Source organism: Sphingosinicella terrae (assembly GCF_003347635.1).
GTDB classification, from domain to species: Bacteria; Pseudomonadota; Alphaproteobacteria; order Sphingomonadales; family Sphingomonadaceae; genus Allosphingosinicella; species Allosphingosinicella terrae.
Genome location: NZ_QDFY01000002.1, coordinates 212,782 through 235,164 on the forward strand (window position 1 = coordinate 212,782; position 22,383 = coordinate 235,164).

Sequence of the window (22,383 nt, forward strand, 5' to 3'; positions counted from 1 at the left end):
TCCAGCCTGATCCTCTCCTTGCCGGCGAGGTTTCGAGCGGCGACTACGCAGGCCTGCCATGCAACTGACCACCCGCGCCATCGTCCTCGCCGTGCGCGCGCATGGCGAGCATGGCGCGATCGTGCGGGCGCTGACGCCGGGAGAGGGGGTCCAGCCCGGTTACGTCCGCGGCGGTCGTTCGCGGCGACTCAAGCCGATCCTCGTCCCCGGCAATGAGGTGCAGGCCGACTACCGCGCCCGCACCGAGGATCAGCTCGCCCATTTGTCCGTCGAGCTGGTTCACAGCCGCGCGTTCCTCTTTTCCGAACCGCTGGCGGCGGCGGGGCTCGAATGGGCCTGCGCGCTGACCGCTGCCGCCCTGCCGGAAGGCCAGCCCTACCCGCATGTCCATGAGGGGCTCGACGGGCTGCTCGCCGCCATCGAGGCGGCGCCGAGCGCCCGCGGCTGGAGCGTCGCCCTGATCCGCTACGAGCTGGTGGTGCTCGCCGAGCTGGGCTTCGGCCTCGGACCGGAACGGCTGGCGACGCTGCCTCGGACGCTGACCGCGGGCGGAACGTCGGACTGGGCCGCCATCCATACCGGCCTCGGCGTCACCGGCAACCTGCTCGCGCGCGACCTGCTCACCGACCGGCGCGGCGAGGTGCTGGCAGCGCGCGAGCGGCTGGTCGAGCGCCTCAAGCGCGTCGGCGGTTGACCCGGCCGCCGGCGCGGCACAGGAAGCCCCTGTGAAAGAATTCTTCCCCCACAGCGCGACCACCGGCGACATCATCGTCCGGGTCTCGGTCAGCTACCTCCCTGAGCAATCGGAACCCGGCAAGGGCCGCTGGTTCTGGGCCTACCACATCCGCATCGAGAATGAGGGCGCGAAGCCGGTCCAGCTGGTCAGCCGCGAGTGGGTCATCAGCGACGGCCGCGGCGCCCGCCACGAGGTGCGCGGCGAGGGGGTGGTCGGGGAGCAGCCGGTGCTCGATCCGGGCGGCTCCTTCGACTACGTCTCCGGCTGCCCGCTGACGACGCCGACCGGTTCGATGGAGGGGCGCTATTTCATGGTCGGAGCGGACGGCGCCCGTTTCGAGGTCGCGATTCCGCGCTTCCCGCTCATCGCGCCGGCGGTGGCGACCTAGGCGAAGGCCTCGGCGACGTCCGCGCGCCGGATGCGCTCGTTCGCCCGTCGCGTGAGGTCCGGGATGAGGAACGCATCGGCGATCACCCAGATCGTGGCGGCGGCGACCGGCAGCAGGCCGACGAAAAAGGTGCCGGCGACGAGCAGCCAACCGACGAACCAGAGGCTCGCCTGGACGATGGCGGTCTGGGCGTAGCCGAGATAGAAGCGATGGGCGCCGAGCGTTCCCAGGCCGAACCAGAAGAGATAGGCCATCGCCGTCGATTTCTCGCGAACAGGCGCGGCATGACGGATGGGCGGAGCGCGGCCTGACGCCGCCGCGAAGGCCGCTTCGCGGCCCGCTTCCGCCTTGCGGGCGCGTTCGCAGGCGAGAAAGTCCTCGACGCGGCGGGCCATCTCGTCGTCGCCGCCGACCTTGCGTCCAAAGGTTCGAACCGTCATCGGCGTCTCCCGCAGATGACGCCCATCCTATCCCGGCGTGGCGAACAATCGGTAAATGTCAGCGCACCAGCTGCACCGCGCGGCGCATCAGCTCGGCGAAGCGGCCTTCGGCGAGCGCGCTCGCCGGATCGTTCCAGCTGCCGGTGACCACGTGCCATTGCCCGGAGCGGTTGCGGACGAGCCAGGTCAGGTTGAGCACGCCCGGTTCCGAACCGCCCTTGTAGCCGACATAAGCAAGCTCGGCTGCCAATGGCGGTGGCAGGCCGGAGCTGATCGCGAGGATGGCCAGGGTCGTCTCGTCGCCGTTGCGACGCAGCCAGTCCATCGTCCGGACGAGATCGGCAGCGGAGGCGAACCATTCGACCTCGATCCGGTTGGGAGCCGTGCCGAACCGGCCGGGCGCGAGACCCGCCGGATTGGTCGCTTCATAGTCCGCCGCGAGCAGGCGTCGACGCTCCTCCTCGTCGGCGGCACGCCACGCCGCATAAGCGGCATCCGACGCCGCCTTCAGCGAAAAGGCCTCCAAGGTGGACAGGAAGGGACGGTTGCGGGCCGCTTCGGCGACGCCGATCGTTGACATTATCCGCTCGACATTGCCGCGCCCGGCGAGCCCGTGCAGAATGTCGGTGGCGGTGTTGTCGCTGATCGAGATCATCAAAGCGGCGAGCGTATGAATCGTCACCGGCGATCCCGGGGGCCAATCCTGGAGCTGGCCGGAAGGCAGGCTGCGGCGGTCCAGCGTCACCACGTCGGTCCAGCGCCGTTCGCCGGCACTGACCTGCCGGCTGATCTCGGCGAGGATCCACAGCTTGAAGGTCGAGCCGATCGCCAGCGTCTCCTCGGCGCGATGGCCGACCAGCCTTTCGCCGGCGCCGTCGCCCAGCCGGACCACAGCGAACGCGGTCTCGCCGGGCAAGGCGGCGATTTCCGAGGCGATCGCAGCGAGGCTGTCGCCGCGAACCTCGGCTCCGGCGACCAACAGGCCCTGGATCAGATGCGGCGCCTGCGGCTGGATGGCGAGGTTCAGGCGGATCGTCGCGCGCTCGGCGTCGATGAGGACGGTGGCGGTCGTCGGCGAGGTGGCGTCGATCCGCGCGAGCGCGCGCGCCGGGCCATATTGAGTCCGGAGCGCTTCACCGACGGCGCGCACCTGCGGCGCCGGCACCTGCGCCAGGAAATCGGCGCTGAACATCGTCTCTATCTCGGCCTCGCCGTTGATCAGGGCGACGAGCTGTTCCGCCCGACCCTGCAAGGCGGGATCCGGCGCCTGTGCGCTGGCGGGGGATCCCGCAGCCGACGCCAGCAGCGAGGCCGCAAGCCATACGAGGAGGCGCTGGACCATCATTCCCTCCGGGTGTGCCTGTGCGGCCGTGCCGCATTTGCCGGCTTAGGCGAAACCCGCGGCCGGCTCCACCGTTACAGGCACGAAAGCATCGGGAGACGCAGCATGCCGGTTTCGAACACTAGCCTCATTGAGAGGATCGCCCGGGTCATTGCCGGACGCGTGGTCAGCATCAATGCGGGCGGCCAGGACCCCTCGGCGGGAGATCGCGTCGACGCGATCTGGCGCGACTATCGTGACGACGCGCTGTCGGTGATCCGTACCTTGCGCGAACCCGACGAGGCCATGGCGCAGGCCGGCGATGTCGCGACCTGGGAGCGGATGATCGAGGCAGCCCTTGCCGAGACGGGCGAGGAGACGACGGCCCGATAGCTGGCCGTGGAGCGTGGCTCCAAGGAACGGCGACCAGTTTGCACTGTAGACCCTAGGACGCGGTCTGCACAGAAGCCCGGTTTGTTATGAAAACCGCGCGACGAGATCGTCCCAGACCTGCGACAGCGCGTAGAGCGACGGCAGCAGGAGGATCAGGCCAGTGCCGAGGTCGAAGCCGCGGATCGGGCGCATCCGCCCGCTGGTGCCGCGGGCGCGCATGTCGAAGGCGGTGATCCAGAGGATCGAGGCGCCGCAGGTCGCGGTGACGACCAGCAGCGCCGCATAGACGAAGATCAGCGGCTCGCCGGTCGGATCGAACAGGCCGGCGACGAGGATCGAGAGAAGTCCGCTGACGGCGCCGACTCCGGTCGCCCGCGAGATCGTCCAGGCTTGAAGAAGCGACGGCGGCTGGGCGCGCCGTGCCTGGCGCCGTTTCGTCCTCAGGCTCACGCGTCGATCTCTTCCTCGTCCAGCTCGGCGGCGTGGCTCTGGATGAACTGGAAACGGTGCTCGGGATTGCGGCCCATCAGCCGGTCGACGAGGTCGCGCACCGCGGCGCGTTCCTCATAATCCTGGGGAAGCGTGATCCGGATCATGCCCCGGCTCTTCGGATCCATCGTCGTCTCCTTGAGCTGCTGCGGGTTCATCTCGCCGAGGCCCTTGAACCGCGACACCTCGACCTTCTTGCCCTTGAACAAGGTGCGCTGGAGCTCGGCGCGATGGGCGTCGTCCCGCGCATAGGCGATCGTGCCCCCGGCGGCGAGGCGATAGAGCGGCGGCTGGGCGAGGAAGAGGTGCCCGCGTTTCACAAGCTCCGGCATCTCCTGGAAGAAGAACGTCATCAGCAAGGTCGCGATATGGGCGCCGTCGACATCGGCGTCGGTCATGATGACGACCCGCTCGTAGCGAAGATCGTCCGGGTTGCAGCGGTCGCGCGTTCCGCAGCCCAGTGCCTGGACGAGATCGGCAATCTCCTGGTTGGCGCGGATCTTGTCGGCCGTCGCCGAGGCGACGTTCAGGATCTTGCCGCGGATCGGCAGGATCGCCTGCGTCTTGCGGTTGCGCGCCTGCTTGGCCGAGCCGCCGGCGGAATCGCCTTCGACGATGAACAATTCGGTCCCGGCCGGATCGTCATTGGCGCAATCGGTGAGCTTGCCGGGAAGGCGCACCTTGCGGTGCGAGGTCGCCGTCTTGCGCTTGACCTCGCGCTCGGCGCGCCGGCGCAGCCGCTCGTCCATCCGGTCGAGGACGAACCCGAGCAGGGAGCGGCCCCGATCCATATGATCGGCGAGGAAATGGTCGAAATGATCCCGCACCGCCGACTCGACCAATCGCGCCGCGTCGGGCGAGGTCAGCCGGTCCTTGGTCTGGCTCTGGAATTGCGGATCGGGGATGAAGACGGAAAGCATGATCTCGGCTCCGGCGAGTGCGTCCTCGGCCTGGATGTCCTTGGCCTTCTTGAGGCCGACCAGCTCGCCAAAGGCGCGCAGGCCCCGGGTCAGCGCGTTGCGCAGGCCCTGCTCATGGGTGCCGCCGTCCGGCGTCGGGATGGTGTTGCAGTAATAAGAGGCATTGCCGTCGCCCCAGACGGGCCAGGCCACCGCCCATTCGACCTTGCCCTGTCCGCCCGGCAATTCGTGGCTGCCGACGAAGGGGGCGCTGGTCGCCGTCTCCTTGTCGCCGACCTGCTCGCGCAGATGGTCGGCAAGGCCGCCGGGGAACTGGAAGACGGCTTCGGCGGGAACGTCGTCGGAGGCGAGCGCGGGATCGCAGCGCCACCGTATCTCGACGCCGGCGTAGAGATAGGCTTTGGACCGTGCCAGGCGGTAGAGGCGGGCCGGCCGGAACCTGGCATCCTCGCCGAAAATCTCGGTGTCGGGGACGAAGCTGACTTTCGTCCCGCGGCGGTTCGGCGCTGGTCCCAGCGGCGTCAACGGGGAGGTGGTGAGGCCGCGGGCGAAGGTCTGGCGATAGAGCTCCCGATTGCGGGCCACCTCGACGATCGTCTCGGTCGACAGCGCGTTGACGACGCTGACGCCGACGCCGTGCAGGCCGCCGCTGGTCGCATAGGCCTTGTTGGAGAATTTTCCGCCCGAGTGAAGGAAGGTCAGGATGACCTCGAGCGCGGACTTGCCGGGGTAACGCGGATGCTCGTCGATCGGCATGCCGCGGCCATTGTCGATGATGGTGAGGCGGTTGCCCTCCTCGAGGATGACCTCGATGCGGCTCGCATGGCCCGCGACGGCCTCGTCCATGCTGTTGTCGAGCACCTCGGCGGCGAGATGGTGGAGGGCCCGTTCGTCGGTGCCGCCGATATACATTCCGGGCCGCCGCCGGACCGGTTCCAGCCCCTCCAGGACCTCGATCGAATGGGCATCATATTCGGCGCCGGAGCGCGCGCTGGAAGCGAACAGGTCTGACATGCGCAAGCTATAGAAGGGCACCCGCCCCGATGCCAGCGCGGAGGATCATTTCGGGAACCTGCCGACCCGACCTTCCCCAGGATTTAGCCTTCATGTCTTGAAACTGGCATATGTGGGAACCATATAGGCTCGTGCCGAGAGCCTCCAGGTCTCGGCGAGAGGCGGCGCCCGCTCTCTCGGGCGTACCTCATCATCCTGTTGCTCAAAGGAGGACATGACATGAGGACCAGTATCGATCTCACCCCGTTCCGCCATGCCACGGTCGGATTCGACCGGCTGTTCGACCTGCTCGAGGCCGGCCTTCCGAGCCAGGTGGCCGACAACTACCCGCCCTTCGATCTCGTCCAGGAAGGCGAGGACCGCTACCGCATCACCCTCGCGGTCGCCGGCTTCAGGCCCGACGAGATCGAGGTGACGACCCAGCAGAACTTGCTCATCGTCTCCGGCCGCCGCGGCGAGGATGGTCAGGCGCGCTACATCCATCGCGGCATCGCCGCCCGCGCGTTCGAGCGCCGCTTCGCATTGGCCGACCATGTCCAGGTGCGGAGCGCCGATCTGCGCGACGGCATCCTCTCCATCGACCTCGAGCGCGAGATTCCCGAAGCGATGAAGCCGCGCCGGATCGAGATTTCCGGCAGCGACACCGCGCCGCGCCTCGATGCAGCGGGCACGGCTGAAGCCGGCAACGAGAATGTGAAGGCGCTCGAGGCGGTCTGATCGCCGAGCGCGTCCGGCGCCCGCGCCCGAGGGCGCCGGCTCCAGAAAGACCGGAAGCCAAGCAGGATGATCATGGCGATACGCGACTTGATCCCCTGGGCCGGCAGGAGAATCGGATGCCGGCCATGTGGCGCGAGGATGAGACCGGTCCCTTTGCTGCGACTGAGGCGGGGGCGAGCCCGAGGACCGCCAGTGGGGCTGGTCGGAGCGCTATGACGTGCGCTTCGAACGTCGGATTGCCCTTCCGGACAGGGCGGACGAGGAGCGTGTCGGAGCGACGTTCCGCGACGGCGTGCTCACGGTGACCGTGCCGCGCTTGGCCGGAACATCACGCGGCCGGCGCAATCCTATCGCTGGCGGGCCCCGTCATTGAAGTGCCGCCCGGTTTCGGGCGTCAAGCCTGCCGCAGGATAGGAAGGATCGCGACACGAAGAGAGGCCCCGGGAGGGGCCTCTCGCCGATTCGATTCAGCTCTCGAGCGGGTTCGGGCCGACCCGGGGATCCTCCCCGTACATCCGGTCCAGATAGGCATTGGCCATCTGGAAATGGGCCTGGGCGACGCGCACATGGGTCGCTTGCTGCGCCATCGCAATTTCCGCTTCCGCCCTCTGCTCCAAATACTCCATGTCGTCGGCGGCCATCGGAACATCATTCTCCTTTTTTCGGGAAGAGGCTTTCGCCTCCGAAACCGTTGGAACAACGCGAGGCGGGCGGGGCCCGTTCCCGAAAAAAATGGCTTAGCCTGTATAAATAAGCTGCTGGATTCGCTGCCTTTGTAGTTCCGGTATCGGCTCAGTCGCGACGCCGCAGCCAGGCCAGCGCGCCCGGTTCCATCCCCTTGAACTTCGGAGCCTTGGCAAGCGGCGCCACCAGCAAGGCGGTACCGCGCGGCAAGGCCCATTTGATACGGTGGTAGAGCCGCGAGCGGGTCTCGTCGCTGTCGACGAGGAATAGCCCGGGGCGCAGCTCGGTCCGTTCGAGCGACGCAGTAAGCTCGGGCTCGATCTCGCGCTCCGCCTCGTGCCAGACCAGGAAGAGCGACAGGACCGAATCCCCAGCCTAGCGGACGCGCGGGCCGCCGAAGGGCAGAGGCGGCGGCGGCTTGCGGTCGCGGCGCGGCAGCTGCGCCTGATAGGCGACGCCGCAATGTTCGACGCAATAAGGGAAGCCGGGATTGGACTGATTGCCGCAGAAATGGAAATCGGGTTCGCCGGGATGACCGATCGGCCATTTGCAGATCTTCTCGTTGAGGTCGAGCAGGCTGGTCTTGTCGGCGATTTCCGGGCTGGGCTTGGCCGGAACCAAGCGCCGCGGCGGCGCCGGCGGGATCGGCGCCTGCTGATCGCTGGGTCCCTGCCGGATGAAGCCGCCCGGACCGATCGAGCGGACCTGCGGCGAAGGCGGCGGCGGCGGCGCGGACGCCGCGGCGGCCGGTGCCGGCTGCGGCCGCGGTTCCGGTTTCGGTTGAGGCGCCGGCGCTTCCGCGGGCGTGTCTGCTCGAGCGGCCGGCGGTGCCTTGGCGGCGGGCGGATCGGCCGTCGAACCTTCGGCTTCGCTGGCCTTCACCGGCGACGGACGCGACTGCAGACCGAGCCGGTGCGCCTTGCCGATCACCGCATTTCGCGAGACGCCGCCGAGCTCATCGGCGATCTGGCTCGCCGTCACGCCCTGGCTCCAGAGCGTCTTCAGGCGTTCGATACGTTCGTCGGTCCAGGACATCGTCTTCACCATCCTCAACAGCTTCACGGCTTGCGGGTCCCGGCGTCAGCGACTAGCGACGGCGCCTGTGAACGACCAGCCTTCGAATTGGGTTCGAACCGCCCCCGGCGTCCCCGTCATCCGGAACGTCAATTGGGGCGGTCTATGGACCCTCTATGTGAAGGAGGTGCGCCGTTTCTTCAAGGTCCAGCTTCAGACGATCTGGGCGCCTGCGGTCACCACCATGCTTTTCCTGGTCATCTTCACCGTCGCGCTGGGGCGCGAGGGGCGGACGATCATGGGCGCATCCTTTGCGGATTTCGTCGCGCCCGGGCTGATCGTCATGGGCATGATCCAGAATGCCTTCGCCAATTCCAGCTTCTCGCTGCTGGTGGGCAAGATCCAGGGCACGATCGTCGACTATCTGATGCCGCCGCTCTCGGTGGGAGAGCTCATCACCGGCTTCATCGGCGCCGCCGTGACCCGCGCGGTCTTCGTCGGCCTCGCGGTATGGCTGGCGATGCTCGCCTGGCCGGGCGTGCATGTCGCTCCCGTCCATGTCTGGGCGGTGGCCTGGTTCGGACTGATGGGAAGCGCGATGCTGGCCTTTTTCGGCCTGATCACGTCCGTCTGGGCGGAGAAGTTCGACCATGCCGCCGCGGTGACCAACTTCGTCGTCGCGCCGCTCTCGCTCCTTTCCGGCACCTTCTATTCGATCGACGCGCTCTCGCCTGTCTTCCGCGGCATCAGCCACGCCAATCCCTTCTTCTACGTCATCTCCGGCTTCCGATACGGCTTCCTTGGCGAAACCGATTCGCCGGTCCTTTTCGGAGCGCTGCTCCTGCTGGTCATCAACATCGGGCTGTGGGCGCTGTGCTACGGCCTGCTGCGCAGCGGCTGGAAGATAAAGAGCTGATCTCCCGGCGGGTTGGCCGGGCAAACCGCAAGCCCCGGTTGGTCGGATGACCCGCTTTCGCGATCACCGGCGGGTCTCCCGCACACGCCCATCCTCCGCCCGCAGCCTCTGTTGTTCACGTTCATAAAACTACCGTGATTCCTGAACGGTGGCTTTCGGACGCGTTCAGCGCGGCCACATCGCCGGCGGCCTAGACGAGCTCCTGCATTCGAGCAGCAAGGAGTCGTCGATATGCGTAAGTTGATCATCTCCGCCGCCCTGGCGGCCGCCACCCTGTCCGCCGTCCCGGCTGCCGCCCAGTATCACGACCGTGGCGGCTGGGAGCAGCGCGGACCCGACCGACGGGCCGTCGGGCAGCTCCAGCGCGAGCTCGACCAGGTCCAGACCCGCATCGATCGTTCGGCCCGCCGCGGCATCATCTCGCCGCGCGAAGCCTTCAGCCTGCGCCGCGAGGCGAACCAGATCCGAAACCGCCTGTATCGTACCGGCCGCAACGGCCTTTCCGGGCGGGAATTCGCTTCGCTGCGGGTCCAGGTGAACCGCCTGGAGCAGCGGGTCCGTCACGAGCGCCGGGATCGCGACGGCCGCCGCGGCTGAGCGCCGGCGGGCTGCGGGGGCGCCGCGCGTTGACGCGGCGCCCCCGGCCTCCCTATAGCGGAGGGGAAGGGCGGCCTTGGAGGGTCGCCTTTTGCCTTTGTCCCGTCTCCAGGAGGTCCCGATGGCGATCACGCCGCTCATGCCCGTCTATCCGCGATCGCCAGTGCGGCCGGTGCGAGGGGAGGGGGTCTATCTCTACGGCGAGAAAGGCGAGAAGTATCTCGATTTCGCCAGCGGCATTGCCGTGAACCTGCTCGGCCATGGCCACCCGCATCTCACCAAGGCGATCCAGGACCAGGCGGCGACCCTGATCCACGTCTCCAATCTCTACGGCTCCCCCCAGGGCGAAGCCTTCGCCAAGCGGCTGGTCGACCTCACCTTCGCCGACACCGTCTTCCTCACCAATAGCGGCGCCGAGGCGGTCGAGTGCTCGATCAAGACGGCGCGGCGCTACCACCATCATCACGGCCGCCCCGAAAAGCACGAGCTGATCACCTTCACCAGCGCCTTTCATGGCCGCACTCTGGGGACGATCAGCGCGACCAACCAGGAGAAGCTGCGCGACGGGTTCGCACCGCTGCTGCCCGGGTTCACCGTCGTCGAGTTCGACAATCTGAGCGCCGTCGAGGCGGCGATGGGACCGCATACGGCGGGCTTCCTGGTCGAGCCCATCCAGGGCGAAGGCGGCATCCGCCCGGCCAGTCCCGAGTTCATCAAGGGCCTGCGCCGGCTCGCCGACGAGAACGACCTGATGCTCGTCTTCGACGAGGTCCAGTGCGGCTATGCCCGCACCGGCCGGCTGTTCGCCTACGAGCATTACGGCGTCGAGCCCGACATCATGGCCGCGGCGAAGGGGATCGGCGGCGGTTTCCCGCTCGGCGCCTGCCTCGCCACAGAGAAAGCCGCGGCCGGGATGGTGATCGGCACCCATGGCTCGACCTATGGCGGCAATCCGCTCGCCTGCGCTGCCGGCGAGGCGGTGCTCGACGTCGTCGCCAACGAGAAGTTCCTGGAGCATGTCCGGCGGATGAGCGACCGGCTGCGCGGCGCGCTCGAGCAGATGATCCCCAATCACGATCATCTCTTCGAAAGCGTGCGGGGGGTGGGCCTGCTGCTCGGCATCAAGATGAAGAGCGACAGCCGCGCCTTCGTCAACTACCTGCGCGAGCATGGCCTGCTCACCGTCGCGGCCGGCGACAATGTCGTGCGCGTGCTGCCGCCGCTGGTGATCGAGGAGCAGCATATCGGCGAGTTCGTCGAAAAGCTGTCGGAGGCGGCCCGCCACTATCAGGTGCCGCAGGCGGCGTGAGCGCGGCGGCGCGGCGTGGATATTGAACCCGCCTGCGTCGTCGCCACATCCTTGTCATGGCTTCCGAAAATATGAACCAGGCGGCTGTGGCCGCCAATCTCGACGAGGCGGTCGGCTTTGCCCTGCCCGCGCGCAGCGCCCGCGGCCGGCTCGTCCGGCTCGGCCCCGTTCTCGACGAAGTGCTCTCCGCCCATGATTATCCCGCACCCATCGCGCGGATCCTGTCCGAGGCGCTGGTGCTCACCGCCTTGCTCGGCGCGATGCTCAAGGAGGCGGAGGGGCAGCTGACGATGCAGGCCCAGACCGAGTCCGGCATCATCGACCTGCTGGTCTGCGACTATAAGGGCGGCGAGCTTCGCGGCTATGTCCGTTTCGACGGCGAGCGGCTGGCCGCCGAGGCCAGCCTGCCGTCGCTCTTCGCTTTGTTCGGCAAGGGCTATCTCGCCATCACCTTCGACCAGGCGGTGACGCGCGAGCGCTACCAGGGGATCGTGCCGTTGGAAGGCGAGAGCCTGGCCGAGGCGGCGCAGCATTTCTTCAGCCAGTCGGAGCAGATACCGAGCCTGGTCCGGCTCGCCGTCAACGATACCGGCCACGTCGCCGGCGGCATCCTCCTCCAGCACCTTCCCGAGGGCGAGGAGGGACGCGAGCGGCTGCATACCCGCCTCGACCATCCCGAGTGGGAGCATGTCCGCGCGCTCGCGGAGACGATCCGCGCGAACGAGCTGGTCGACCAGGACCTGCCGCTCGAGACCCTGCTGTGGCGCCTCTTCCATGAGGAAGAGGAGGTCCGGGTGCTGAGTTCGGTGCCGCTGAGCCGGGGTTGCCGGTGCAGCTTCGAATATGTCCGCGACGTCATTGGCCGATTCGGCGCTGAAGAGCGGCGGGACATGGTCGATGACGACGGCTTCATCAGCGTCGATTGCGAATTCTGCTCGCGGGTGTTTCCGATCAGGTTGAGAGACTTCGACGACCGCGACTAGCCTCCGTTATCGTCGCATCTGGGCGTTAAGCCGTGGTTTACCAGGCAGTTGCTAGAAGGGACTCGTGCCATGATCGGGCACGCTTTCCTCCCTAGCAGGCCAAGAGCCTGAACTGGGCCGTCCCGCCTCCGGGTTGGGACGGCCCGTTCTTTTTCGCGCTCCGCGCGCTTATGTGCCTCGCATGTCTGAACCTCGAACGGCGATCATCCTGCTCTCCGGCGGCCTCGACTCGATGGTGGCAGGAGGCCTGGCGCGCGAGGCCGGCTTCCGGCTGCTCGCGCTCACCATCGACTACAACCAGCGTCACCGGGTCGAACTCGAGGCGGCCGCGACGATCGCGGCATCGCTCGGCGCCGAGCGCCACATCGTCCTTCCGATCGATCTTACCCGTTTCGGCGGATCGGCGCTGACCGACGATATCCCGGTTCCGAAAGAAGGGCTCGGCGAGTCGATACCCGTCACCTATGTGCCGGCCCGCAACACGATCTTCCTCTCTTTGTGCCTCGGCTGGGCCGAGGCCGCCGGCGCGCGGGACCTGTATGTCGGCGTCAACGCGCTCGATTATTCGGGCTATCCGGATTGCCGGCCCGAATTCGTCGCCGCCTTCGAGGCGATGGCCAATCTCGGCACCAAGGCGGGCATCGAGGGCGACCGGTTCCGCGTCCGCGCGCCGCTGATCGACATGACCAAGGCGGACATCGCCCGCGAGGCGGCGAGGCTCGGCCTCGACGCGGGCCTGAGCTGGTCCTGCTACGATCCGACGCCGGACCGGCGGCATTGCGGCCGCTGCGATTCCTGCCGCCTGCGCGCGCGCGGCTTCGCCGAGGCCGGTCTCGCGGATCCCACTTCCTACGCCGCGCCGCCGCTGGTCGGGCAGGCGGGCAAGTGACCTACGCGGTCAAGGAGATCTTCCTCACCCTGCAGGGCGAGGGCATGCAGGCGGGCCGACGCGCCGTCTTCCTTCGCTTCGCCGGTTGCAACCTGTGGAGCGGCCGTGAGGCGGATCGTGCCGACGCCAAGTGCCGCTTCTGCGACACGGATTTCGTCGGCACCGACGGCAGCCGGGGCGGCCGCTACGAGGCGGAGGCGCTTGCCGGGGAGGTCGAGGCGCTGTGGGGCGAAGCGCCGCGCCGGCTCGTCGTCGTCACCGGCGGCGAACCGATGCTGCAGCTCGACGAAGCACTGATCGACGCGCTGCACGCGCGGAGCTTCGAGGTGGCGGTCGAGAGCAACGGTACGCTGCCGGCCCCTCCGGGCCTCGACTGGCTCTGCGTCAGCCCGAAGGCCGGTAACGAGGTCGTCCAGCGATCAGGCAACGAGCTCAAGCTGGTCTGGCCGCAGGACGCCATCGACCCCGACGAGCTGGTCCGCTGGGATTTCGACCATTTCCTGATCCAGCCGATGGACTGTGCCGACCGCCAGGCGGCGCTCGAGGCGGCGGTCGCCTTCGTCATGGCCAATCCGCGCTGGGAGCTCAGCCTGCAGACGCACAAGCTGCTGGGACTGCCCTGAGCGGCGACCCGCGGGCCTCTCCCAAGCGAGAGATCGGCCCTATCGGCGCTGCTCGCGCTCGCAATTGCGGCGATCGCGCCCGCGAAGCTGCCGGCAATCGGTGAAGAGGCTGATCGGCGTCAGCTGGATCGGCGCGCGCACGAAGGAATAGGCCTCGGTCATCGGCGACAGGCTGCTGCGCAACTCGCGCATTCTCGCGGTCGCGATCTGGTTCAGCTCGCCCTTGCGCGCGCCCAGCGCTTCCTTGCCGATCCGGCCGGCCACCTGGCAGAATCCGAACTGTGCCTGCAGCGTCGAAAAATTGTTGTAGGTCTGGGTGGAATAATCGTCGAACCGGCGCGGACCCGTCCGGCCGTGGACCCGCCTGAAATAGCCTTCCAGCGCCTGATAGGCATTGGCCAGCTCCTGCGAATGATGGGCGAGGATTCCATTATAATTGTCGACCGTCCGCAGATAGGGCGAGAACTGGCACTGCAGCGCCGCCACGTTCAGGCCCGAGCGCAGGTTCCACAGGAGGTGGGCGCGATATTCGTTCGCCGTCGCGCCCGGCAGGGCGACGCCGACCAGGGGATCGCTCGCTTCGATCGGGCCGCTCTGGAAGGCGGGCTCGTAGAGGAAAACCTGGGCCGGCGCCGCCGTCGCCGCGGCCAATCCGGCCAGAGCGATCGGGACGAACTTCAAGGCGGCCTTCATCGTCATGGGCTTTTCCGGTTCCTTGGGGCGTGATCGAGCGCGAGCTTAACGCATCGGGCCGGGAAGCACGAAATGATTTCTTCGGACGAAACGTGTCTGGCCAAACAGATAGCAGGGGTGGCCCGCCGCCTTCGGGCGTCGGCCTAGCTTCGTCGCGCCTGAAGCTCGGCTCGCTCGATAGCGGGATCGGGGCCGGGGGCGCCCCCGGCCGCGATCGGTCACATGCCTTCGACGTTGCTCTCGACGGTGTTCCCGCCGGTGTCGCCGCCGCTCGTCTCGCCGAGCGGGTCGGTGGCGTCGACCGCATTGTCGGTGCCGTTGTCCATCGGCGTGAACGGCTCGGTCGCGTTGCTGACCGATTCGAGCGCGCTGGCGTCGTTCGCCGACTCCTCGAACATCAGGTTGGCGTCCATCGCATTGGCATCGGCCGCGACATTGGCTTCGCTGCCGCCGCTGCAGGCCGCGACTCCGATCGAGAGGCCGGCAATGACGGCGAGGCTGCCGCCGCGAATGAAGGAATTGCGCATGTCAGTGCTCCCGTTGAGATTGATCGGGCCGCTCATAGTGGCGCGCGCCGCGAAGCAAAAGTGGCAAACCGGCATGCCGTCGCCCGGCCGGACAGGAAGACAAAAAAGAAGGCCGCCGGTTGCCCGGCGGCCTTCCCGAACTCAATCCGACGCCAGCTTACTGAGCGTTGGTGTCGGTCGACGTCGCGTTCATGTCGGTCGACATGCCGTTCATGTCGTTCGACATCGCGTTCATGTCGGTCGACATGCCGTTCATGTCCGTGGTCGCGTTCATGTCCAGACCGGAGTCCGTCATGTTCATGTCCATGGAGGTGTCGTTGCCGAGATCGGTGGTGGCGGTGTTGTTCGCCGCAGTGTCACCGCCGCACGCCGCGACGAGCAGGGCCGCGCCGGCAATCATCGAACCGGTGGTCACTTTCTTGAGGATGTCACGCATTAAAAGGTCTCCCTAGATTGATGATTTGGTCGGGTGGCCCCCTTTTTTGCCCAAATCGGTTATGCACCTTATACGGAAAGGCAGCGGCTCTCAAGCCTCCCCTATCCCCCCTCGATTGAGGACAGGAAATCCGCGAGTCCGCGCTTCAGCGCCAGATCGAAACGGGAATGCACGTTCGTCACCCCCATCTCGTCGAGGCTGGTCACTGGAAATTCGGCGATACCGCAGGGGACGATGCCTGAGAAGTGGGAAAGATTCGGCGTCAGGTTGACCGCGAAGCCGTGCATCGTCACCCAGCGCCGAACCCGCACCCCGATCGCCCCGACCTTCGCCTCCTGTCCATCGCGATCGACCCAGATTCCGATCCGTTCCGGGACGCTTCGCGCGGCGACTTCGAGTTCCGCCAACGCGGCGATCACCCAGTTTTCCAGCGAGTGGACGAATCGACGCACGTCCCTTCCCCGCCTGTCGAGGTCGAGCAGGACATAGACCACGCGCTGGCCCGGTCCGTGATAGGTGTAGCGGCCGCCGCGGCCCGCCTCGAACACCGGAAAGCCCTGCGGGTTGAACAGCTCGGACGGGTCGGCGCTGGTGCCGGCTGTGAAGAGGGGCGGATGCTCGAGCAGCCAGATCAGCTCGGACTGCCCCCCGTGCCGGATCTCCTCGACGCGCCGCTCCATCTCGGCCAGCGCGTCGGGATAAGGCGTCAGGCCGGATGAGACGCGCCATTCCGGAAGGACGGGTCGGGATCGGGCTCCGTCGGAATCGATGCTTCGCGTTGCGCCGCTCATGATGCTTCCGCATAACGGCTCCGGACCAAGAGAGGAAACCGAATGCCCAGTCTGTCGATCACCCAGGCCTGGAACGAGACCGCTTCGTTCGTGAAGCGCGAGAGCGGCTTGCTTTTCCCGCTCGCTTTCATGCTCGTGGCGCTGCCGGTCGCGCTGATGGAGGTGTTCTCGCCCGCGCCCGCCGCCCCGGGCGAGGTGCCCGCGCCCGGTGCCTGGTTGCTGTTCTTCCCGCTGGTGATGGTCACCAGCATGATCGGCAATCTCGCGATCAGCTATCTCGCGCTCCGGCCCGGCACCTCCGTCGGCGAGGCGATCGGGCGGGGCGCGCGCAGCTTCTTTTCGCTGTTCGGCGCGGCCTTGCTGCTGATGGTCGCCGCCGGGATCGCCTTTTTCGTGATCGCCATGGTGATGGTCATGATCGTCCCGGGGGCGGCCGCCGACGCGCAGAGCGGCGTCGTCACCGGGCCGATGGCCACCGCGACCTTGCTCACCATGCTCGTCCTGCTGCCGCTGCTGCTCTTTCTCGGCGCCCGCTTGATGCTGATGACGCCGATCGCCGCGGACGAGCAGGCCGGCCCGATCGCGCTGATCACCCGCAGCTGGTCGCTCACCCGCGGACATGCCTGGAAGCTGGTCGGCTTCATGCTGCTGGTCCTCGTCCTGGTGATGGTGGTCAGCATGGCCGTCCAGGCCGTGGCCGGACTGCTCCTGACGCTGGCGGCGGGTCCGCCCGAGCCGGGGAGCACCAGCCGGCTGCTGATCACGCTGGTGATGGCGGCGGTGAACACCGTGATCACCGCCTATCTCACCAGCCTGATCGCCCGGATCTATGTCCAGCTCTCGGGCGGCGGCGAGGAACGCGTCTTCATCTGAAGGACCGCCCGGCGAAGCGCCGCCCGAAAGGCAGCGCCCGGTCGGGAGCGACGCGCGCTCAGCCCACAACCGGTATCTGAGGAGCCGCGTCGCGCGGCAGCAGGCCGGCAAGGCGCGGGTCGGGAAAATGTTCGAAGGCGCGGCTCTTCGCCTCGAAGCCGGCGCGCAGGTAAGCGGGGAGGGCGGCCGGATGGTCGAGGCTGCAGGTGTGCACCTTCACCCGATCGACGCCGTCCCGCCAGCAAAGCGCCAGCGCCTGGGCGAAGAGCCAGCGCCCGTGGCCGCGGCCCGCCAGTTCGGGCGCCAGCCCGAGGAAGCGGATCAGGCATTCGCCGGGCGTGCGGAAATCGAGCTCGAGCAGACCCGCCGGCGTTCCCGCTGGATCGATGGCAACATGAACCTCGGCGATTTCGGCGAGAAGCCGGGTATCGTCCATGGTCAGACGCGAAAACCACAGCCATTTCTCGCCGACTCGCCGGAACAGGGCCCGGTAGCGCTCGGGATCGACACTCGGCCAATGTTCCAGTCGAAGCGGCGATTCGGGAAGGGGGCGCGGCTCCGGCCGGCGTTTCATTTCCAGAAAGGTCACCACCGCCGCGACATGGCCCGGCGGCACCGGAGTCAGCGCCGCGGTCACGCCCGGCTTGCTCCGCCCGACGCCGTCCTCACGACCATGTCGCCAGCGGCGGCAGGCTCATCAGGATCGCGTCGACATTGCCGCCGGTCTTCAGCCCGAACAAAGTGCCGCGGTCATAGATGAGGTTGAACTCGGCATAGCGGCCGCGCCATTCGAGCTGGCGCGCCCGGTCGGCCTCGTCGAACGGCGAGTTCATCCGCCGACGGACGATCCGGGGGAAGACGTCGAGGAACGCCTCGCCGACATCGCGGGTGAAGGCGAAGTTGGTTTCGAAGGTGGCGCCCACCGGCATGCATTCGAGATGGTCGTAGAAGATTCCGCCGACGCCGCGATGGACACCGCGATGCGGGATGTAGAAATACTCGTCGGCCCATTTCGAGAAGCGGGAATAATAGGTCTGGTCGTGGCGGGCGCAGGCGGCCCGCAGGCAGGCGTGGAATTCGGCCGTGTCCTCCTCGTAAGGGATGGGCGGGTTGAGGTCGGCGCCGCCGCCGAACCAGCGTTTCGTGGTCGCCAGGAACCGGGTGTTCATGTGGACCGCCGGGACGTGCGGATTGGCCATGTGCGCGACCAGGCTGATGCCGGTGGCGAAGAAGTGCGGATCCTCGCCCGCGCCGTGGATGGTCCGGGCGAATTCCGGGCTGAACGTTCCGCCCACCGTCGAGACGTTGACGCCGACTTTCTCGAACACTTGGCCCTTCATCAGGCCGCGGACGCCGCCGCCGCCGGGGGAACCGTCCGGATCGGCGCGGTCCCACGGCGTGTAGTCGAAGCAGGCGTCGCTGCCTGCCTCGCGCTCGATCTCTTCGAAGGCCGCGCAGATGCGGTCGCGCAGCGACTCGAACCAGGCGCGCGCCGCCTGCTGCTCCGCGTCCAGCTCGATCATGGCCATGCCTCCGTCTGCCTCAGCGCCTCGGCCAGCGCGATGCCCGCCGCGACCGCGATATTCAAGGATCGGGTGCCGGCGGCCTGGGGAATCCGCACGCGCAGCTCCGCGCGCTCATGGACGAACGATGGAGCTCCGGCGCTTTCGGAGCCCAGCAGGAGGACGTCGTCCGGGGCAAAGCGCGCGTCGGGGAGGCGCTGGCCGCCGCTCGTCGTCAACAGGACGAGGCGACCGCCGAGGCTGCGCTCGAACGCTTCCCAGTCGGCGTGGCGTGCGATCTGCGCCCTGTGCGCATAGTCCATTCCGGCGCGTTTCAACGCCCGGTCGCCGAGAGGGAAGCCGCAGGGCTCGATGATGTCGACCGGCACGGCGAGGCAGGCGCCGAGTCGCAGAATCGTGCCGACATTGCCTGCCTGGTCGGGCTGGAACAGGGCGAGCCGCATGAACCGCCGGATAGCCCAAGCGTTCGGGCGTGTCAGGAAGGCAGGTCGTCCGAAAATCGAGGTTGGCAAACGCGGCGCCACGCGTCTATCAGGCGCCGCGAGCCGCCACGGCCGTCCGGCCAAAGCAGGGGGCGGTATGCGCTTATCCGGTACCACGACGCGCTGAAGGACAGTATGGCGACGGTTGAACATAGCGAGGCAACGGCCCCGACGGGCGGCGATGGAGGAATTCGTCGCCGCGATTTCATCAATATCGCTGCGGTTAGCGTGGCCGGGGTCGGGGCCGCGGCCTTGCTCTACCCGCTCATCAACCAGATGAACCCGTCCGCGGACGTGCTCGCGCTGGCCTCGATCGACGTCGACATCTCGTCGATCCAGCCCGGCCAAGCGGTCAAGACGATCTGGCGCAAGCAGCCCATCTTCATCCGGCACCTGACTCCGCAGGAGATCCAGGCTGCGAATACCGTGAACGTGGGCGACCTGCGCGATCCGCAGACCCTCGCCGAGCGCACGGTCGAAGGCCATATTCAGTGGCTGATCACGCTGGGCGTGTGCACCCATCTCGGCTGCGTCCCGCTCGGCGCCGCCGAGGGCGAGAATAAGGGCGAATATGGCGGCTATTTCTGCCCGTGCCACGGCTCGCACTACGACACGGCCGGCCGCATCCGCAAAGGCCCGGCGCCCACCAATCTCGAAGTGCCGGAATATGCGTTCACCACCGACACCGTCGTCCGGATCGGCTGAGGTAGAAGAAGATGAGCTTTCCCTGGGCTGAAGAATATCGTCCGAAGCATCCGTTCATGCGCTGGCTGGACGACCGGCTGCCGTTGCCGCGCTTGGTCTACGGCGCCGTCGGCGGCGGCTATCCGGTGCCGCGCAACCTGAACTATTTCTGGAATTTCGGCGTGCTCGCCGGCGTCGCGCTGGCGCTGCAGATCGTCACCGGCATCGTGCTGGCGATGCATTACGAGTCCAATGCGGAAACCGCGTTCAACTCGGTCGAGCATATCATGCGCAACGTGAACCAGGGCTGGTTCCTGCGCTACGCCCATGCCAACGGCGCGAGCTTCTTCTTCATCGTCACCTACATCCACATCTTCCGCGGCCTCTATTACGGCTCCTACAAGGCGCCGCGCGAGATGGTGTGGATGCTCGGTCTCGTCATCTTCCTGCTGATGATGGCCACCGCCTTCATGGGCTATGTGCTTCCCTGGGGGCAGATGAGCTTCTGGGGCGCCAAGGTGATCACCGGACTGTTCGGGGCGATCCCGCTGGTCGGCGAGCCGATTCAGCAATGGCTGCTCGGCGGTTTCGCTCCGGACCAGCCGACGCTGACCCGCTTCTTCTCCCTCCATTATCTGCTGCCCTTCGTCATCCTGGGCGTCGTCGTGCTGCACATCTGGGCGCTGCACATCCCGGGATCGGGCAATCCCACCGGCGTCGACGTCAAGTCGGCGCAGGACACCCTGCCTTTCCATCCTTATTATACCGCGAAGGACGGTTTCGGGCTGGGCGTGTTCCTCATCGCCTTCGCGATCCTGCTCTTCTTCCTGCCCAACTATCTGGGTCACGCGGACAATTACATCCCGGCCAATCCGCTTTCGACGCCGGCGCATATCGTCCCCGAATGGTATTTCTGGCCGTTCTACGCGATCCTGCGCGCCTTCACGGTCGACTTCATCCTTCCGGCGAAGCTGTGGGGCGTGCTGGCGATGTTCGCCTCGATCCTGCTGCTCTTCTTCCTGCCCTGGCTGGACAAGTCGCCGGTGCGGTCGGGCAGCTATCGGCCGACCTTCCGTATCTTCTTCTGGATACTCGTCGCCGACGTGCTGATCCTCGGCTTCTGCGGCGGCATGCCGGCCGAGGAGCCCTATGTGATGATCAGCCAGGCGGCGACCATGTATTATTTCGCGCACTTCCTCATCATCCTGCCGATCCTGTCGATGGTGGAGCGGACTCTCCCGCTGCCCAATTCGATCGCGGAGAGCGTGCTTCATGGCGAGGAAGAGGAAGCGGCGCCGATCGGCGTGAAGCCGGCCACGGCCGCCGAGTAAGGGGACGACAGGATTATGGTTCGGTTCTTCGGCTTTCTGGTCGGCCTCGGCTTCGTCGGAGTCGCCGCATGGTCGCTCCTGTGGGGCGTGATCGCCTACGTGCAGGAGCCGCCGATGGAGACGGTGGAGCATCGCTTCCACGAGCATCCGCGTCACGCCAGTTTCACGTTCGACGGTCCCTTCGGCACCTATGACCGGCAGCAGCTTCAGCGCGGCTTCCAGGTCTACAAGGAAGTGTGCGCCGCCTGCCACGGGCTCAACCAGGTCGCCTTCCGCAATCTCGAGGATCTCGGATATTCCGAGGCCGAAGTCCGCGCGATCGCCGATCAGTGGCAGATCCAGGTCCCGACCATCAATCCTGAGACGGGCGAGGCCACCGGCCGCAACGCGATCCCGGCTGACCATTTCCCGGATCCCTATCCCAACGAGACGGCGGCGCGCGCGGCGAACAACAATGCGTTGCCGCCCGATTTGTCGCTGATCGTGAAGGCCCGGGAAGGCGGCGCGCCCTATATCGAGTCGCTGCTCACCGGCTACCAGGATCCGCCCGCGGACCTTCCGGCGGAGAACCGTCCGGGCCAGGGCCTCTATTACAATCCCTATTTCGCCAACCTCAACATCGCCATGCCGCCGCCGATCGCGGCCGACGGCCAGGTCACCTATGCCGACGGCACGGCGGCTACCCGCCAGCAGATGTCGCATGACGTGGCCGCCTTCCTGGCCTGGGCCGCCGAGCCCAAGCTGGAAGCGCGTCACCGCGGCGGCGTGATGACCTTGGTCTTCCTGCTCTTCGTCACCGTGCTCGCCTACCTTTCCTACCGGAACATCTGGGCGACGGCGAAGCGCAAGGTGCGGCAGACGGGTCCGCTCGACCCGGCCAACATCGCCAAGAGCGATCACGCCAAGGATCAGGCCGGCATCGCAGGCTGAAGGAAAAGCCCTCCTTCGGGAGGGCTTTTTTTCGCAGCTCGATCGGTGCCGTCCTGGGGACGATGGGCAGGCTAGCCTCGCCGCTGCAGTCTAGGGGGAGGGTCATGTTCGGGGACAATGACGATCTCAAGGCGCTGGTGCGCACCATTCCCGACTTTCCCAAGCCGGGAATCCACTTCCGCGACATCACCACCCTCCTGCTCGACGGTCGCGGCTTCTCGGCCGCGATCGAGCGGCTTGCCTTCAAGATCGAGGAGATCCCCGACCTCGTTGCCGGGATCGAAGCACGCGGCTTCGTCGTCGCCGCGGCGCTGGCGCAGCGGCTCGGCTGCGGCCTGCTCTTGATCCGCAAGGACGGGAAGCTTCCCGGGGAAACCATCGCCGAGGATTACGCGCTCGAATATGGCAGCGACCGGCTGGCCATGCATGTCGATGCCTGCGCGCCGGGCGCCCGGGTCTGGCTCGCCGACGATCTCGTCGCGACCGGCGGCAGCGCCCTGGCCGCGTTGCGCCTGATCCGGCGCGCGCGGGCGGAGCCGGCGGGATTGAGCTTCATCATCGATCTGCCGGATCTGGGCGGAAGCGCACGCCTGCGGCAGGAGGGGCTGCCGGTGCATCATCTGATCGAATTCGAAGGCGACTGACCGCCCGCTGAATACCGCTCGTTACGCGGAAGGAAC

The 22,383-nt window shown here is 67.2% G+C and carries 28 protein-coding genes and 1 pseudogene; 16 read left to right on the top strand and 13 right to left on the bottom strand.

Going from position 1 to position 22,383, the window contains the following annotated elements:
• The first annotated feature begins 58 nt into the window (after window positions 1–58).
• A complete protein-coding gene (gene recO, locus DDE10_RS06470) occupies window positions 59–694 on the top strand; it encodes a DNA repair protein RecO (RefSeq protein ID WP_114951930.1) in 636 nt (211 codons plus the stop codon).
• Between the two features lie 31 nt (window positions 695–725).
• Entirely contained in the window at window positions 726–1,124 is a 399-nt protein-coding gene (gene apaG / locus DDE10_RS06475) for a Co2+/Mg2+ efflux protein ApaG (RefSeq protein WP_114951931.1), read from the top strand.
• Here the strand turns inward: apaG and DDE10_RS06480 are convergent.
• Window positions 1,121–1,564, bottom strand: coding sequence for a TM2 domain-containing protein (locus tag DDE10_RS06480; RefSeq protein WP_114951932.1), 444 nt, complete (start codon window positions 1,562–1,564; stop codon window positions 1,121–1,123). The genes apaG and DDE10_RS06480 overlap by 4 nt on opposite strands.
• Before the next feature lie 58 nt (window positions 1,565–1,622).
• Window positions 1,623–2,906 (bottom strand): serine hydrolase, encoded by a 1,284-nt coding sequence (locus DDE10_RS06485; protein WP_162806383.1) that lies wholly within the window; start codon window positions 2,904–2,906, stop codon window positions 1,623–1,625.
• 105 nt (window positions 2,907–3,011) lie between these two features.
• On the opposite strand from DDE10_RS06485, the gene DDE10_RS06490 reads away from it, so the two are divergent.
• Entirely contained in the window at window positions 3,012–3,278 is a 267-nt protein-coding gene (locus tag DDE10_RS06490; protein WP_114951934.1) for a hypothetical protein, read from the top strand.
• A gap of 84 nt (window positions 3,279–3,362) precedes the next feature.
• On the opposite strand, the gene DDE10_RS06495 is transcribed toward DDE10_RS06490, so the two are convergent.
• Both DDE10_RS06495 and parE read right to left on the bottom strand, forming a co-directional pair.
• The gene (locus DDE10_RS06495) at window positions 3,363–3,728 is read right to left on the bottom strand and encodes a hypothetical protein (RefSeq protein WP_114951935.1); all 366 of its coding nucleotides are present in this window, start codon (window positions 3,726–3,728) and stop codon (window positions 3,363–3,365) included.
• Complete coding sequence (gene parE, locus DDE10_RS06500) at window positions 3,725–5,701, bottom strand: DNA topoisomerase IV subunit B (RefSeq protein WP_114952280.1); 1,977 nt, start codon at window positions 5,699–5,701, stop codon at window positions 3,725–3,727. The genes DDE10_RS06495 and parE overlap by 4 nt, the downstream gene beginning before the upstream one ends.
• Window positions 5,702–5,920: 219 nt before the next feature.
• Between parE and DDE10_RS06505 the strand changes: the two genes are divergently transcribed.
• Complete coding sequence (locus tag DDE10_RS06505) at window positions 5,921–6,418, top strand: Hsp20 family protein (RefSeq protein ID WP_114951936.1); 498 nt, start codon at window positions 5,921–5,923, stop codon at window positions 6,416–6,418.
• A gap of 187 nt (window positions 6,419–6,605) precedes the next feature.
• Window positions 6,606–6,791: pseudogene (locus tag DDE10_RS24035) on the top strand (Hsp20/alpha crystallin family protein); the annotation flags it as partial.
• Window positions 6,792–6,885: 94 nt separating this feature from the next.
• On the opposite strand, the gene DDE10_RS23355 reads toward DDE10_RS24035, so the two are convergent.
• Both DDE10_RS23355 and DDE10_RS06515 read right to left on the bottom strand, forming a co-directional pair.
• The gene (locus DDE10_RS23355) at window positions 6,886–7,059 is read right to left on the bottom strand and encodes a hypothetical protein (RefSeq protein ID WP_162806344.1); all 174 of its coding nucleotides are present in this window, start codon (window positions 7,057–7,059) and stop codon (window positions 6,886–6,888) included.
• Window positions 7,060–7,477: 418 nt separating this feature from the next.
• Window positions 7,478–8,137: a GcrA family cell cycle regulator gene (locus DDE10_RS06515; protein ID WP_114951938.1), complete on the bottom strand. Its 660-nt coding sequence runs from the start codon at window positions 8,135–8,137 to the stop codon at window positions 7,478–7,480.
• Between the two features lie 67 nt (window positions 8,138–8,204).
• Between DDE10_RS06515 and DDE10_RS06520 the strand changes: the two genes are divergently transcribed.
• From DDE10_RS06520 to queE, 6 genes are all read left to right on the top strand, one after another.
• The gene (locus DDE10_RS06520; protein WP_114951939.1) at window positions 8,205–9,032 is read left to right on the top strand and encodes an ABC transporter permease; all 828 of its coding nucleotides are present in this window, start codon (window positions 8,205–8,207) and stop codon (window positions 9,030–9,032) included.
• Between the two features lie 231 nt (window positions 9,033–9,263).
• Entirely contained in the window at window positions 9,264–9,629 is a 366-nt protein-coding gene (locus DDE10_RS06525; RefSeq protein WP_114951940.1) for a hypothetical protein, read from the top strand.
• Window positions 9,630–9,750: 121 nt separating this feature from the next.
• A complete protein-coding gene (locus DDE10_RS06530; RefSeq protein WP_114951941.1) occupies window positions 9,751–10,938 on the top strand; it encodes an aspartate aminotransferase family protein in 1,188 nt (395 codons plus the stop codon).
• A 71-nt stretch (window positions 10,939–11,009) separates the two neighbouring features.
• On the top strand, window positions 11,010–11,921 hold the full coding sequence (gene hslO / locus DDE10_RS06535; protein WP_114952281.1) for an Hsp33 family molecular chaperone HslO: 912 nt from the start codon (window positions 11,010–11,012) through the stop codon (window positions 11,919–11,921).
• Between the two features lie 181 nt (window positions 11,922–12,102).
• On the top strand, window positions 12,103–12,810 hold the full coding sequence (gene queC / locus DDE10_RS06540) for a 7-cyano-7-deazaguanine synthase QueC (RefSeq protein ID WP_114951942.1): 708 nt from the start codon (window positions 12,103–12,105) through the stop codon (window positions 12,808–12,810).
• A complete protein-coding gene (gene queE / locus DDE10_RS06545; RefSeq protein WP_114951943.1) occupies window positions 12,807–13,433 on the top strand; it encodes a 7-carboxy-7-deazaguanine synthase in 627 nt (208 codons plus the stop codon). Before queC ends, queE begins: the two co-directional genes overlap by 4 nt.
• Before the next feature lie 39 nt (window positions 13,434–13,472).
• On the opposite strand, the gene DDE10_RS06550 is transcribed toward queE, so the two are convergent.
• From DDE10_RS06550 to lipB, 4 genes are all read right to left on the bottom strand, one after another.
• Window positions 13,473–14,132, bottom strand: a complete 660-nt coding sequence (locus DDE10_RS06550) for a hypothetical protein (RefSeq protein ID WP_114951944.1) — start codon at window positions 14,130–14,132, stop codon at window positions 13,473–13,475.
• A 212-nt stretch (window positions 14,133–14,344) separates the two neighbouring features.
• Window positions 14,345–14,653, bottom strand: a complete 309-nt coding sequence (locus tag DDE10_RS06555; RefSeq protein ID WP_162806385.1) for a hypothetical protein — start codon at window positions 14,651–14,653, stop codon at window positions 14,345–14,347.
• A 157-nt stretch (window positions 14,654–14,810) separates the two neighbouring features.
• Entirely contained in the window at window positions 14,811–15,089 is a 279-nt protein-coding gene (locus tag DDE10_RS06560) for a hypothetical protein (RefSeq protein WP_114951946.1), read from the bottom strand.
• Between the two features lie 101 nt (window positions 15,090–15,190).
• Complete coding sequence (gene lipB, locus DDE10_RS06565) at window positions 15,191–15,880, bottom strand: lipoyl(octanoyl) transferase LipB (RefSeq protein WP_114951947.1); 690 nt, start codon at window positions 15,878–15,880, stop codon at window positions 15,191–15,193.
• A 42-nt stretch (window positions 15,881–15,922) separates the two neighbouring features.
• Between lipB and DDE10_RS06570 the strand changes: the two genes are divergently transcribed.
• A complete protein-coding gene (locus tag DDE10_RS06570) occupies window positions 15,923–16,753 on the top strand; it encodes a DUF7847 domain-containing protein (protein WP_114951948.1) in 831 nt (276 codons plus the stop codon).
• A 58-nt stretch (window positions 16,754–16,811) separates the two neighbouring features.
• Here the strand turns inward: DDE10_RS06570 and DDE10_RS06575 are convergent, their stop codons facing one another.
• From DDE10_RS06575 to DDE10_RS06585, 3 genes are all read right to left on the bottom strand, one after another.
• Window positions 16,812–17,327, bottom strand: a complete 516-nt coding sequence (locus tag DDE10_RS06575; RefSeq protein ID WP_114952282.1) for a GNAT family N-acetyltransferase — start codon at window positions 17,325–17,327, stop codon at window positions 16,812–16,814.
• Window positions 17,328–17,418: 91 nt separating this feature from the next.
• The gene (hemF, locus tag DDE10_RS06580; RefSeq protein WP_114952283.1) at window positions 17,419–18,276 is read right to left on the bottom strand and encodes an oxygen-dependent coproporphyrinogen oxidase; all 858 of its coding nucleotides are present in this window, start codon (window positions 18,274–18,276) and stop codon (window positions 17,419–17,421) included.
• Complete coding sequence (locus DDE10_RS06585; protein ID WP_114951949.1) at window positions 18,273–18,719, bottom strand: tRNA (cytidine(34)-2'-O)-methyltransferase; 447 nt, start codon at window positions 18,717–18,719, stop codon at window positions 18,273–18,275. Before DDE10_RS06585 ends, hemF begins: the two co-directional genes overlap by 4 nt.
• A gap of 174 nt (window positions 18,720–18,893) precedes the next feature.
• Here DDE10_RS06585 and petA point away from each other — a divergent pair, with 174 nt between their 5' ends.
• From petA to DDE10_RS06605, 4 genes are all read left to right on the top strand, one after another.
• Window positions 18,894–19,463 (top strand): ubiquinol-cytochrome c reductase iron-sulfur subunit, encoded by a 570-nt coding sequence (petA, locus tag DDE10_RS06590; RefSeq protein WP_114951950.1) that lies wholly within the window; start codon window positions 18,894–18,896, stop codon window positions 19,461–19,463.
• Window positions 19,464–19,474: 11 nt separating this feature from the next.
• A complete protein-coding gene (locus DDE10_RS06595; RefSeq protein WP_114951951.1) occupies window positions 19,475–20,773 on the top strand; it encodes a cytochrome b in 1,299 nt (432 codons plus the stop codon).
• Window positions 20,774–20,788: 15 nt separating this feature from the next.
• On the top strand, window positions 20,789–21,703 hold the full coding sequence (locus DDE10_RS06600; RefSeq protein ID WP_114951952.1) for a cytochrome c1: 915 nt from the start codon (window positions 20,789–20,791) through the stop codon (window positions 21,701–21,703).
• 104 nt (window positions 21,704–21,807) lie between these two features.
• Entirely contained in the window at window positions 21,808–22,347 is a 540-nt protein-coding gene (locus DDE10_RS06605) for an adenine phosphoribosyltransferase (RefSeq protein WP_114951953.1), read from the top strand.
• Window positions 22,348–22,383: the final 36 nt, after the last annotated feature.